The following is a 13,205-nucleotide window of genomic DNA, read 5'->3' as shown; positions in this document are numbered from 1 at the left end:
CACGAGGGCGCACGGGCTTCGAAGGGCGGAACTCGACGTTGCTGCCGCTTTGGGGACCCGCAGCGAGAAGAGGGCTGTAGCTATGATTTCAGCTGGCGTGCCGCTTAATCGTGCGAAGGTCGTGCCGCCTCCGCGACGCGCCCTCGTGCATATTCCGGGCAGCAATGGCTTGCCGCTTATCGGCAGCACTCTGCAGGTCCTCGCCGATCCCAAAGGATACTACGAGGCGCTCGCCGCGCGGCACGGGCTTGTGATGCGGGTCAATATCCTTGGTGAGACGGGTGTACAGCTGCTGGGGCCGGAGGCGAACGAGCTGGTGCTGTTCGACCAGCAGCGCCTCTTCTCCGCCCAGCTGGGTTGGGGCCGATTTCTCGACCGGGTCTTCCCGCGTGGCCTGCTGACCCTGGACTTCGAGGAGCATAGACTGCAGCGCCGTGCGCTGGCGGTAGCCTTCAAGGCCGGGCCGCTGCGGGCCTATCTGGCGACGCTGGATACGGGGATTGCCGCTGCTGTGGCACGGTGGCGGGCCACACCGGGCCCGATGACGCTCTACCCGGAGATGAAGCGCCTCACCCTCGATCTCGCCGCGCGGTCCTTTCTCGGCGCCGACATTGGCCCTGACATGGAAGACGTCAGGTCTGCGTTCGCCGACATGATCGCAGCGACGGTCGCGCCCATTCGAAGGGCGCTACCGGGGACGCAGATGCGCCGTGGCGTGCAGGGGCGCGCGCGTATCGTCGCGTACCTCGCTCGACAGGTTCCGGTCCGTCGCATGTCAGATGGCAATGACCTGTTCACCCAGCTTTGCCATGCGACGACGGAGGATGGCGTACCGCTCCCCACCGAGGCGGCGGTGGATCATATGAGCTTCCTGATGATGGCGGCGCACGACACGCTCACCTCCTCGCTCACGGCCTTTGTATGGCTGCTCGCCACTAACCCGCGTTGGCAGGTTCGACTACGTGACGAGATCGCCGGGCTCGGCCTGCAGGCTGACGAGCCATTGCCCTTCGATCGGCTGGACGAACTGCGGCTGACCGGGATGGCTTTCGAGGAAGCGCTACGGATCATCCCACCAGTACCCGCCGTGCCGCGACGCGCGCTGCGGGACTTCGAGTTCGGCGGCTACCATATCCCGGCCGGCACCTCGATCGGGATCAATCCGCTGTTCACGCATCATATGCCAGGTCTCTGGCTCGACCCCGACCGCTTCGACCCGGACCGCTTTGACGAGACTGCGCGGGCAGGCCGCCGCCGTGGCGCCTATGTCCCGTTCGGCGGCGGCGCGCATATGTGTCTCGGGCTGAACTTCGCCATGATGCAGGCCAAGTGCTTCGCTCGGCACCTGCTGCAGAACCTTTCGGTCGGCGTCGCGCCCGGCTACGTCACAGCTTGGAGGATGTGGCCAATTCCGCAGCCAAAGGATGGGATGCAAGTGCACCTGGTGCGCGTCGACTGATGCGCCGCACAGGTGCGGTGTGCAACGTCACTAGGTCATCAAAGCCGCTCACCCGCTTAGCGAGCACCGCGTGCAAATCGATCATCTAGACGGACTGAAGCACTTCCGCCCCAGACTCGCTGACACCGACATCTTCGTCGATATGGATACCGACAATCGAGAAGCATTGGCCCTGAACGGTAAGCTGGGCTTCTGGAAGAAGTTGGACCGTTGGTCCTTCAGGAACATGTCCCAACCAAACCGCCAGGCCAACAACGCGAAGTTTTCATTTTGACGCCAAGCTGGCGAGCAGCATCAGCGCCAGCAGTCCAGCGGTTATTCGCCAGAACAGCAGCGGGTTCCGATCGTGTAGCGAGCGCGGCCCTGGCTTTTGCGGGGCTCCGCGCGCCATGCCGATCTCGAGTTCCGCGACCAGCTCATTCGCATCGGCGAAGCGGTGCTCCGGCGCGACCGCGACCGACCGGGCGAGTACCTGGTCCAGCCAAGCCGGCAGGTCCCTGCGCCGCGTGAGCAGCGACTCTGGCGCCTTGAAGCGCGGGTGGGAAAAGGGTTCCACCTCGCCGTAAGGGTAGCCGCCACCGAACAGCCGGTACAGCGTGACACCTAGAGCGTAAAGGTCAGAGCGCTCGTCGCCGGCCTGCCCGGCATGCAACTCAGGCGCCATGTAGCTTGGCGTGCCCGGGATGTCGGGGGCGGCAAAGTCTTCAAGGTTGGGCAGGCGCGCCACGCCGAGGTCAATCAGTCGCAGCCCACCACCAGGCTCGAGGATGACGTTATCGGGCTTGATATCGCGGTGGATCACCCCGGCTCGGTGCAGCGCGCCGAGCGCTTTGCCGAGCTTCGCCGCGATCACGACCCCAGCCTCGAGGGACACCGGCGGGCCACGCAAAATCCGCCGCTCCAGCGTTTCGCCTTGGTACAGCGGCATGGCCGAATAGAGACAGCTTTGCCGCCCCGCTGGCAGTTCCAGCACCTCGCCCACGAAGGGGCTGCGGACCCGCGCAGCGATCCAGCTCTCGCGCAGGAAGGCTTGGCGGAAGCTGGCCTCAGCCGCGGCACCAGGCTTCGGAAACTTGAGGACCACCGGACGCCCCTCGGCGGCCGTGTCGCGGCCGCGGAAAACCCGGCTATAGCGGCCGTCGACGAGCATCTCGTCGAGCACGAAGTCGTCTACTGTGGCGCCGCGCCGGGGCGCCGGCAGTACCGGCAGGGCCGCCGCCGCCGCCTGCAGGTCTGCCTGATCCGGCGTCGGCAAGTCGAGCACGTCGAGCACCAGCGCGGTAGCATTGTCCCCCGCCGATGAGGCGAGCGCGGCTTCCACCAACCGCCGCGCCGTCTCATGCGGAGCGGCGCGGCGGGCAAGTTCCACCAGGATGCGGCGATCCGGAAGCTCACCATGTACGCCGTCGCTGCACAGCAGATAGCGGTCATGCGGCTGTGCCGCTTCCTCGGCATAGTCCAGCCGTACCGTCTCCGCCGGTCCGACCGCTCGTGTGAGCATATGGGAAGTGCCGGGCGCGCCTGGGGTATGGTCGGTGGTCAGTCGGTCCAACACGCCGCCTCGCAAGCGGTAGAGCCGCGTGTCACCGACATGCAGTACATGCAACCGGCGGCCGCGCAGCACCAGCGCTGTCAGTGTGCAAGCCATGCCGGCGAGTGCGGCATCGGTCCGGCCCACGGCATGCAGCCAACCGTTGGTCGCCTCTATCGCGCGCGCTGCGGCGCGCTGCACCGCAAGCGTCTCGCTCTGTCCGAGTAGCCCTTCAAGCAACCCACGTACTGCCAGTTCCGCCGCAACGCGACCACCCTTCGCGCCGCCTACGCCATCCGCGATAGCCGCAATCATCCCGTGCCGGTCGCCGCGCACCGGGTCGCCGAGCCAGAGCCCGCAATAATCCTGGTTGTCCGGACGCCGGCCGCGCTCGCTACAGAAGCCGGCTCGCACGTTCGGCTGGCCGGGCGAGGTCGCTCCGGCAATACCTAGCGTCGTCGCCATAGGTTTGTTCGGAATTCGGATCTCCTTATGAGAACATCAGAATGATGGCGTCTCGAAAACGATTCTGTGAAGACAGCTACCGTCTTTACGACTGCCTCAATCATTGATGAATTCATAAGCTGTGGAAGTGCCCCGGCGCGTACGCGACAAGAGTCGTGTCGAAGACCGATGGCAACGGGAGAAGGCACGGTACCACGGCGACGCAGAGCGTCGCCGGTGACACGCTCGGGTGGCCGGGCGGGTGGCACGACGATCTGCGCGACCCATGGACGCGCGGGGCAATCTGGCCGTATGGCAAGTCGTGACTTCTTCAAGGCGGGGCATCCGCCGACGCTCTTCGCGGCGTTCTTCTATTTCGACATGAGCTTCATGGTCTGGGTGATGCTGGGGCCGCTCGGCGTCCAGATCGCGCAGGACCTGCACCTGAACGCGGCACAGCGTGGATTGATGGTCGCCGTGCCGCTGTTGGCAGGCGCGCTGCTCCGGGTGGTGAACGGCGTGCTGGTGGACCGCATCGGGCCGCTGCGCACCGGCACGATCGGCCAAGTCATCGTCATCCTCGGGCTGCTCTCGGCCTGGTGGTTCGGTGTGCACAGCTATGCGCAGGTGCTGCTGCTGGGCATCGTCCTAGGCGTCGCCGGCGCCTCCTTCGCCGTCGCCCTGCCCCTGGCCTCCCGCTGGTACCCGCCAGAGCTCCAAGGCATTGCGCTCGGTATCGCCGGCGCCGGCAATTCCGGCGTGGTGTTCGCCGCACTCTTCGCACCCGGCCTCGCCGCCGCCTACGGTTGGACCAACGTGTTTGGACTCGCAACGATCCCGTTGATCGTCGCTTTCGTCACCTACCTGGCTGTGGCGCGCGAAAGCCCAGAGACGCCGCCGCCGAAGTCGCTGACAGAATACCTGGCGGTCTTTCGCGTCGGTGACGCCTGGTGGTTCATGTTTTTCTATGCTGTCACCTTCGGCGGCTTCTCCGGCCTCGCCTCCTCGCTGCCCATATACTTCCACGACCAGTACGGACTGGACCCTAAACTGGCCGGCTATTTCGCCGCCGCCTGTGTCCTCGCCGGCTCGCTGGTGCGGCCGGTCGGCGGGACGCTCGCCGACCGCATTGGCGGCATCCGCGCGCTCTCGGTTATGTACGCCACTGCGGCGCTAGCCATTGCCGTCGTTAGCATCGGCCTGCCGCAAGCCTGGATGGCGTTGACCGTCTTCATCATTGGCATGTTGGCCTTCGGCATGGGCAATGGCTCGGTCTTCCAGTTGGTACCGCAGCGCTTCCGGCGGGAGATCGGGGTGATGACCGGGCTGGTCGGTATGACCGGCGGCATAGGTGGCTTCTATCTCGCCTCCAGTCTTGGCTACTCGAAGCAGTTCACCGGCAGCTACCAGGTCGGGTTGCTGGTCTTCGCCGTGCTCGCTGCCGTCGCGCTGGTCGGCCTCACCAGCGTCAAGGCGCGCTGGCGGACCACCTGGGGTGCCGTGGCCGGCGTCGGGCGCATTTGATGATCGCCGCTCCGCCGCTCTGCAACCCCACCGGTGGCACCCATTGCCCCTATTGCGCCATGCAATGTGCCATGCGGCTGGTGGCAAAGGACGGGCGTCTGGAGGTCACGCCCCGCGACTTCCCGACCAGCCAGGGTGGGCTCTGTCGCAAAGGATGGACAGCCGCCGACCTCTTTACCGCCGACCGGCCGCTCACTCCGCTACTGCGCGACAGGCGCGATGCCCCGCTACGTCCCGCGACCTGGGAGGAGGCGCTCGACCATGTGGTGAGAGGGATCGGCGCGGCGCAGGCGGCAGGCGGTGCCGATGCGGTCGGCGTCTTCGGCGGCGGCGCCCTGACCAACGAGAAAGCTTATGCGCTGGGTAAATTCGCCCGCGTCGGCCTCGGCACCTGCAACATCGACTACAATGGCCGTTTCTGCATGGCCTCGGCTGCAGCGGCTGGCAACCGCGCCTTTGGCCTCGACCGTGGCCTGCCCTTCCCGCTGCAGGACATCCCGGAAGCCGAGGCGATCCTGATCGCCGGCGGCAATCCCGCCGAAACCCTGCCGGTGCTGCTGCAATATTTGGAGGCGCAGCGGCAGCGCGGCGGGCAGTTGATCGTCGCCGACCCGCGCCGCACAGCGACCGCCGCCATGGCGACGCTGCACCTGCAGCTGACGCCGGGCAGCGATGCGGCGCTGGCCAATGGACTGCTGCATATCGCGGTGCGCGACCGGCTGCTAGATGAGGATTTCATTGCCGCGCGCACAACCGGCTTCCCCACCGCCCGCCGCGCCGCCGCCGCCTGGTGGCCCGATCGGGTGGAGCGTGCGACCGGCGTGCCAGAGCGCCAGCTGGTGCAGGCGGCGCATCTGCTAGGCGAGGCGGCGACGGCGATGATCCTGACCGGCCGCGGTCCGGAGCAGCAGCGCCACGGCGTGGCCAACGCGCTGGGCTACATCAACCTGGCGCTCGCACTGGGCAAGGCCGGCCGTCAGGCCTGCGGCTGGGGCACGCTCACCGGCCAGGGCAATGGCCAGGGCGGCCGCGAGCACGGCCAGAAAGCGGACCAGCTGCCGGGCTACCGCAATCTCGCCGATCCGGCGCACCGCGCCGCCGTGGCCGCCATCTGGGGTGTCGATCCAGCGACGCTGCCGGGACCCGGCCCTTCTGCCTGCGAGCTACTGGACCGCTGCGGCGCGCCGGATGGCATCCGCGCATTGCTGGTACAGGGCTGCAACCTGCTGGTCGCGGCGCCCAACACCAACCGGGTGCGGGAGCGGCTGGCGGCGCTCGACATGCTGGTTGTGGCCGACCCATTCTTGTCCGAGACGGCCGCGCTCGCCGATGTCGTGCTGCCTGTGGCGCATTGGGCTGAGGAAGCCGGCACCATCACCAACCTCGAGGGCCGGGTGCTGCTGCGCGACCGCTTGGTTGCGCCGCCGCCAGGCGTGCTGACCGATTTGGAGCTGCTGCAGGAGATCGCCGAGCGCCTCGGCCGCGGGAAGTTCTTCAGCGCCGACGCACGGGACGTCTTCGAGGAGCTTCGCCGCGCCAGCGCCGGTGGCATTGCCGATTACGCAGGCATCACCTGGGAGCGGATCGTGGCGGAGCAGGGCGTGTTTTGGCCATGCCCGACGCCCGGGCACCCCGGCACTCCGCGCCCCTTCCAAGAGCGCTTCGCCACGCCAGACGGCCGCGCCCGCTTCCATGCGGTGGAGCAGCCGTTGTCGGCGGAGCCGCCCGACCAGGAGTATCCGCTGCTTCTCACCACGGGCCGCGTGCTGGCGCAGTACAATTCAGGCACCCAGACCCGGCGTGTGCAGGCACTGCTGGCGGCCGACCCCGAGGCCTTTGTCGAGATCCATGGTGAGACCGCCCGAGGTCTCGGCATCGCCGAGGGCAACATGGTGCGGCTGGTGACGCGGCGTGGTGCCGCAGCGCTGCGGGCACGGCTGGTCCGTACCATCCGCCTCGACACCGTGTTCGTGCCCTTCCACTGGGGCGGCCTGGGGAATGCGAACCTGCTGACCAATGCCGTGCTCGACCCAGTCTCGCGCATCCCCGAGTTCAAGACTTGCGCCGTCCGCGTCGAATGCATGCCGCCTGCTTCTCAACAAGGATCCAATTCAGCATGACCATGGAGACCACACCGCGCTTCCTCAACGGCGTCTACCACTTCGAGGGCAAGGGACTCACCGTGCCCGCACTACTCGATGCTAAACTCACCTATACGGTGCCAGCCGACAAACGGGCGCAATTGATCTACCTCCGCGCCGGCAATTCTTCGGATGCGCTCGTCAATCTGGTGCTGATGCGGGCGGGCACGCCGATGCGGCACTTCCCGGTCGGCGCACGTGGGGCCATGCATGTGCCGCTGGCCGTGGTGGAGGACATCTTTCCCGAAACGGTGCTTGAGCTGCACCTCGCGGCGCCGCAAGGCGTGACGGGCGAGGTGGTGGTCGATCTGGGCCTGATGGAAATCTGAGGAGCACGTCCATGGCGAAGCAGAGATTGGTCGTCATCGGCAATGGCATGGCGGGTGCCCGTGCGGTTGAGGAGGTGCTTGCCCGCGGTGGCAGCGAGATGTTCGACATCACGATGTTCGGCGATGAGCCCTACGGCAACTACAACCGCATCCTGCTGTCCAACATCCTGAGCGGGATACAGGATGCCAGCGAGATCTTTCTCAACCCGCTCGACTGGTATGCCGAGAACGGCATCACATTGCATGCCGGGTCGCCGGTCACGGAGATTGATCGCTTTGCCAAAGTGGTGCAAAGCGCGAGTGGCGTACGGGCGCATTATGACAAGCTGCTGATCGCAACCGGCAGCCGCGCTTTCATCCCACCCATTCCTGGCATCTTCACGGAGCCCGGCAAGCTCAAGTCCGGCGTCTTCGGCTTCCGTACCATCGACGACTGTTCCGGCATCGCCGCCGCTGCGGGCTCTGGCGGTAAGGCGGCAGTGATCGGCGGCGGGCTGCTAGGGCTGGAGGCAGCACGTGGCCTGCTGCACCATGGCTGCGAGGTGCATGTCGTCCACCTTGCCGGCCATCTGATGGAGCAGCAGCTCGACGCTCCGGGCGGCGCGATCCTCAAGAAGACCATGGAGAGCATGGGCGTCACCGTTCATGTCGGCAAGTCCACCAGCCAGGTGCTGGGCGAGGACCGCGTCACTGGGTTGGCCTTCAAGGACGGTACATCGCTCGAATGTGGCCTGGTCGTCGTCGCCGCCGGAATCAAGCCAAATGCCGAGATTGGCGTGCGCGCCGGGCTGACCGTGGAGCGTGCCATCGTGGTGGACAACCACATGCTCGCGGTTGATGACATGAGCGTCTATGTCGTTGGCGAATGTGCACAGCATCGCAGCCGGGTCTATGGGCTGGTCGCGCCGCTCTGGGATCAGGCCAAGGTTTTCGCCGACCATGTAACGGGTGCCAACCGCAATGCCGCCTATCATGGCTCGAAGCTCGCCACCAAACTGAAAGTCATGGGGGTTGAGCTGGCCTCGATGGGCATCACTGAACCTTCCGAGGAACGCGACGAGACCATCCAGTTCAGTGAGCCACAGCGCGGCACCTACAAGAAGTTGATTGTGCGCGATGGTCGGTTAATCGGCGGGATCCTGATGGGCGACATCAGCAAAGCCGCCTACCTAATGCAGGCTTTCGACCGCGACAGTCCACTGCCAGAGGAACGGCTCTCTTTGCTGTTCGATCTCGGTGCGCCGCCGCAGAAGGTGACGTTGGACGAGATGCCAGCCGAGGCGCAGGTTTGCAATTGCAACGGCGTCACCAAGGCGGCGATCGGCAACTGTGTCGCCGGCGGCAACCGCAGCTTGCCCGGGGTGATGAACGCAACGCGCGCTGGCAAGGGCTGCGGGTCGTGCAAAGGGTTGGTCTCCGACCTCGTTGCCTGGTTCGCCGGCGGCGACGTGGAGGAGGACCCCTCGGTCCATTGGTATGTGCCAAACATCCCGTTGAAGAAGTCCGAGCTGGTCGAGGCAATCCGCGCGCGAACGCTGAAATCCGTCTCGGCTGTATTTCGCGAGCTCGCTGGCGGTGTCGAAGACGCCGGAGCCAAACCCGCACTCGCCTCGCTGCTTTCGGTGGTATGGAAGGGCGAATACGTGGCGGAGCCCGATGCGCGCTTCATCAACGAACGCATCCACGCCAACATCCAGAAGGACGGTACTTTTTCCGTCGTGCCACCGATGCCGGGCGGCGCGACCACGCCGGCAGAGCTGCGGCGCATTGCCGAGGTGGCCGAAAAGTACCATGTCTCGCTGGTAAAGGTGACGGGTGGCCAGCGCATCGACCTACTCGGCGTGCGGAAGGAGGATCTGCCTGCAGTCTGGGCCGAGCTCGGCACCGTCTCCGGTCACGCCTACGGTAAGACCTACCGCACCTGCAAGGCCTGCGTTGGCACGGATTTCTGTCGCTTCGGTCTTGGCGACAGCATGGCCTTGGCCAAGAAGATCGAGGACAGGTTCAAGGGCATCGACAGCCCGCATAAGATGAAGCTCGCCACCGCTGGCTGCCCGCGCAACTGCTCCGAGGCCCTGATCAAGGATGTTGGTCTGGTCGCGGTCGGTGACGACCGCTGGGAGATCTATGTTGCCGGTGCTGGCGGCTCTCATGTGCGCAAGGGAGATCTGCTCTGCACCGTCTCCAGTCATGAAGAGGCCATTTTGATTTCCGGGCGCTTTATGCAGTATTATCGTGAGGAGGCGAAGTACAAGGAACGCACCTACAACTGGATCGAACGCGTCGGCATCGAGCGGGTGCGCGCCGTTGTCGTCGAGGATAGCGACGGCATTGCCGCGCGGCTCGACGCCGCAATGCAGGAATCCGTCGATGCTTATGTAGATCCCTGGGGTGCGCTGATCGAGGGGCAAGAGACAACCCGCTTCGCTTCCCTTATCCCGGCGGGAGAATGAGCGTGCTCGGCGAACGCTTCCTATGCCGTCTGGTGGATGTCCCGCCAGGCGAGGGCCGCACCTTCGAGATGGACGGCCAGCGCATCGCGGTGTTCCACACCCGCACCGGCTCTGTTTTCGCAACAGCAGCCGAATGCCCCCACAAGGGCGGGCCGCTGGCGGACGGCATGCTCGGCGGCACAACGGTCACCTGCCCGCTGCACGAGCGCGTCTATGATCTCGCCAATGGCCGCGAGCTGACCGGCGATTGCGACCTTATGACTTACCCGGTGCGCAGGACGGCAGATGGGGTCGTCCTGCTGCTGCCAGCCGCCTCCGACGCCATGATCTCCTGAGGCCTTTTGGCCAGTGGCACAGCATCGGGGCAATCGCCGCGCTTCTGTCAGGCCTCACGCCAAGCACCTCAGTTGGCTAGCCGAGGTACCGGGGTTAGGCTTTGAGACCAGCAGGTCAGGACCCGGGATGGATTGTGTGACCTGTGGCTCCGCCACGGTGACGGAGCGGCCCCGACCGCACGGCTTGTGGCTGTCGCCGGTTCCGCCGCCGCAAATGGAGTGACGCGGATGAAAGCCACAATGGCGTGGGGGGAAGTCGCTTGGTTTGCCGACATCCCCCACCTCGGCAGCCGGGTCGTAGCGACCGCGCTATGCGATATCGCACTGTTCCGCTGCGCCGGTGACAACGTCTTCGCGGTTGACAACAAATGTCCGCACAAGGGCGGGCCACTGAGCCAAGGCATCGTGCATGGTCACACGGTGACCTACCCGCTGCATAACAGGGTCATCGATCTTGACAGTGGCGAGGCGCAGGCGTCCGACTTCGGGTACGTACGGCGCAGGCCGGTGAAACTTAAGGCAGGTCGCGCGCCGTTAGCGCTGCCGGTATGATCGGCCGTGCTTATCTGATTGGCGCCGGCCCGGGGGATCCCGAATTACTGACGCTGAAGGCCGCGCGCATCATCGCCACCGCCGACGTGGTGCTGTTCGATAATCTGGTCGGGCCTGAAGTCCTGACCTTCGCCCGCTCGGATGCGCAGATGATCAACGTCGGCAAGCGCTGCGGCCGGCATTCGACGGAGCAGGCGGCGATCAACCGGCTGATCCGAATCTACGCCCGGGCTGGTCGCTGCGTGGTGCGCCTAAAGGGCGGCGATCCCTTCGTCTTCGGCCGTGGCGGTGAGGAACTGCAAAGCTTGCGCGAGGCTGGGGTTCCGGTCGAGGTGGTGCCGGGGATCACCACCGCGCTCGCCGTCGGCGCGCAGTTGCAGGTGCCGCTGACGCATCGTGGCGTCTCCCGCAGCCTGCACCTGCTGACCGCACATGACCACCAAGACGGTTTGCCGGAGTATGATTGGGCGGCGCTCGCACGCGGCGGCACCCTGGCTGTCTATATGGGTATCCGCACCCTGCGGCTGTTGACCGCGCGGCTGCTGGAAGCCGGCATGAAACCGTCGACGCCTGCTGTCGCAGTGCAGTCCGTCACTTTGCCGCAAGAAAGCTGTGTCTACGGCACCCTGGCTGATCTCGCCGACCAGGTGGCGCGGCTCGGCGGCGCTGGACCAACCATGGTGCTGATCGGCGAGGTAGTCGCAATGGGCGCAATCACCGTGTGAACACCGTAGAGACCACGATGCTGACCATTAAGGCCCGCAGGCATCTATTCCCGAAAGAAAGGGGATCGAATTCGACCGAAAGAGGCACGGCCTCCTGCACGTTACCGAGACAGAACTCGCTTTGAAGCAGCCGTTAGTGCCAATAATCTGCTGCGGAAAGGTGACCTCGACCGCCGCTCGATCACATCCGAGGAGATGCCGATCGCGTCGTATAGCTGTCGAACCGCAACTTGAATGGAGGTTGGCATTATCAGCCGAGCCCAACTGAGCATGCAGCTTTCGGACCCCGGATGAGGTTGTTCAAGTGCCAAGCCTGCGGGCAGACCGTATATTTTGAGAACACGCGTTGCGTACGCTGCGGCTCCCGGCTCGGCTACCTATCCGAAATCGGGCTGATGTCGGCTCTGGAGCCGGACGTCAACCCGGATCTCCTCGCTGCACTCGACGAAACCGGGCTGCGCGACGCAGTCGCACTGCCGCTGGATGTGGAGGAAGTCTGGCTTCCATATCTACGGCCGGGGAAGCGGTATCGCTTCTGCGCGAATGTGAGCCTCGTAGGGTGCAATTGGCTGGTTCCCTTTCAGGATGCCGAACCGCACTGTGCGGCGTGCCGGCACAATCGCCATGTTTCTGATCCTGGCCAAGATGATAACTTGGCGGGCTGGCGTCAGCTCGAACGAGCCAAGCGCCGGCTGTTCTATTCGCTTTTGAGGCTGCGGCTGCCCATGCCGACTAGGGCGGAGAACCCGGAGGGGCTCGCCTTCGACTTCCTCGCCGATCCACCCGACCCGAAGTTGCCACGGGTGATAACGGGCCATGCCAACGGCCTCATCACCATCGCCTTGCGAGAAGCCGACGACGTCGAGCGAGAGAAGATGCGCAAGAGCCTGGGCGAGCCCTATCGCACCCTGCTCGGCCATTTCCGGCATGAGAGCGGGCACTACTTCTGGGACCCGCTGGTGTGCGACAGCGGCCAGCTGGAAGCGTGCCGCGCCCTCTTCGGGGATGAGCGTGTCAACTACGGTAGGTCGCTCAAGGCCTACTACATCCATGGAGCGCCTGACGATTGGCGCGGCCGCTTTGTCAGCGCTTATGCAACAATGCACCCCTGGGAAGACTTCGCCGAAACCTGGGCGCATTACCTGCACTTGCTCGACATGCTGGAGACAGCAGGCGCCCATGGGGTCGAGGTACACCCGCGCGACCGCGGCGGCACAATTGGCGCCGTGGTAAACTTCGACCCGTATCAGACGAAGGACTTCGACCCGGTCATCGGCAACTGGCTGCCATTATCCCTTGCGATGAACAGCTTGAACCGCTCCATGGGGCAGCCGGACCTCTACCCTTTCGTACTGTCAGGTGCAGTCATAAGAAAGCTGCGCTTCATCCACGACCTCGTGCAGGAGCACCGGGCGGGCGCTGAAGGCAGAAGACGCCTAGCTTGATTCGAGGGCTGAACCTTACACAAAGGCCAAAAGGTGGCTTGTTCCAGCCCGACGGAACCTGAAACCAGATTGGGATGGGCGAGCGTCTCGTGGACATGGAATTTAGAAGACTTCTAAAGATCCCATTCTGGTCCTTCATCTCGGCGGCGCTCCGGGTTTCCGCTTTGCTTCGTTGGCAACGGTGCCACGGTCGTAAGCGTCCGGCCTCCATCGCCTTCTCTGGCTGCTGAGGTGCGTTGAGGCTGGCGGCCTTAACGTCGGGCGTAA

Annotated in this window: 11 protein-coding genes; 10 read left to right on the top strand and 1 reads right to left on the bottom strand. The window is 65.1% G+C overall.

Features of this window, described 5'->3' with window-relative positions; genetic code table 11:
* Positions 1 to 49: 49 nt before the first annotated feature.
* Both JMJ56_RS25340 and JMJ56_RS25335 read left to right on the top strand, forming a co-directional pair.
* A complete protein-coding gene (locus JMJ56_RS25340) occupies positions 50 to 1,459 on the top strand; it encodes a cytochrome P450 (RefSeq protein ID WP_202834548.1) in 1,410 nt (469 codons plus the stop codon).
* Between the two features lie 70 nt (positions 1,460 to 1,529).
* Complete coding sequence (locus JMJ56_RS25335) at positions 1,530 to 1,733, top strand: hypothetical protein (RefSeq protein ID WP_202834547.1); 204 nt, start codon at positions 1,530 to 1,532, stop codon at positions 1,731 to 1,733.
* Here JMJ56_RS25335 and JMJ56_RS25330 read toward each other — a convergent pair.
* Entirely contained in the window at positions 1,725 to 3,455 is a 1,731-nt protein-coding gene (locus JMJ56_RS25330) for a bifunctional protein-serine/threonine kinase/phosphatase (RefSeq protein ID WP_202834546.1), read from the bottom strand. The genes JMJ56_RS25335 and JMJ56_RS25330 overlap by 9 nt on opposite strands.
* A 291-nt stretch (positions 3,456 to 3,746) precedes the next feature.
* Here JMJ56_RS25330 and JMJ56_RS25325 point away from each other — a divergent pair, with 291 nt between their 5' ends.
* From JMJ56_RS25325 to JMJ56_RS25290, 8 genes are all read left to right on the top strand, one after another.
* Positions 3,747 to 4,958 carry a nitrate/nitrite transporter gene (locus JMJ56_RS25325; RefSeq protein ID WP_202834545.1) on the top strand — a complete coding sequence of 404 codons (1,212 nt, stop codon included), beginning with the start codon at positions 3,747 to 3,749 and terminating at the stop codon, positions 4,956 to 4,958.
* On the top strand, positions 4,958 to 7,078 hold the full coding sequence (locus JMJ56_RS25320) for a molybdopterin oxidoreductase family protein (RefSeq protein WP_202834544.1): 2,121 nt from the start codon (positions 4,958 to 4,960) through the stop codon (positions 7,076 to 7,078). Before JMJ56_RS25325 ends, JMJ56_RS25320 begins: the two co-directional genes overlap by 1 nt.
* Positions 7,075 to 7,428, top strand: coding sequence for a hypothetical protein (locus JMJ56_RS25315; RefSeq protein ID WP_202834543.1), 354 nt, complete (start codon positions 7,075 to 7,077; stop codon positions 7,426 to 7,428). Before JMJ56_RS25320 ends, JMJ56_RS25315 begins: the two co-directional genes overlap by 4 nt.
* An 11-nt stretch (positions 7,429 to 7,439) precedes the next feature.
* The gene (gene nirB, locus JMJ56_RS25310) at positions 7,440 to 9,881 is read left to right on the top strand and encodes a nitrite reductase large subunit NirB (protein ID WP_202834542.1); all 2,442 of its coding nucleotides are present in this window, start codon (positions 7,440 to 7,442) and stop codon (positions 9,879 to 9,881) included.
* Positions 9,882 to 9,883: 2 nt separating this feature from the next.
* Positions 9,884 to 10,216: a Rieske (2Fe-2S) protein gene (locus JMJ56_RS25305; protein ID WP_328702471.1), complete on the top strand. Its 333-nt coding sequence runs from the start codon at positions 9,884 to 9,886 to the stop codon at positions 10,214 to 10,216.
* A 228-nt stretch (positions 10,217 to 10,444) separates the two neighbouring features.
* Positions 10,445 to 10,768: a nitrite reductase (NAD(P)H) small subunit gene (locus tag JMJ56_RS25300; RefSeq protein ID WP_202834540.1), complete on the top strand. Its 324-nt coding sequence runs from the start codon at positions 10,445 to 10,447 to the stop codon at positions 10,766 to 10,768.
* Entirely contained in the window at positions 10,765 to 11,493 is a 729-nt protein-coding gene (gene cobA / locus JMJ56_RS25295) for a uroporphyrinogen-III C-methyltransferase (protein ID WP_202834539.1), read from the top strand. Before JMJ56_RS25300 ends, cobA begins: the two co-directional genes overlap by 4 nt.
* Positions 11,494 to 11,783: 290 nt before the next feature.
* Positions 11,784 to 12,938, top strand: coding sequence for a zinc-binding metallopeptidase family protein (locus JMJ56_RS25290; protein ID WP_202834538.1), 1,155 nt, complete (start codon positions 11,784 to 11,786; stop codon positions 12,936 to 12,938).
* Positions 12,939 to 13,205 lie beyond the last annotated feature (267 nt).

The organism is Belnapia arida, from assembly GCF_016773205.1.
Classification (GTDB): Bacteria; Pseudomonadota; Alphaproteobacteria; order Acetobacterales; family Acetobacteraceae; genus Belnapia; species Belnapia arida.
Note: the sequence above shows the minus strand (reverse complement) of the source record. Positions and strands in the feature narration are given on the sequence as shown.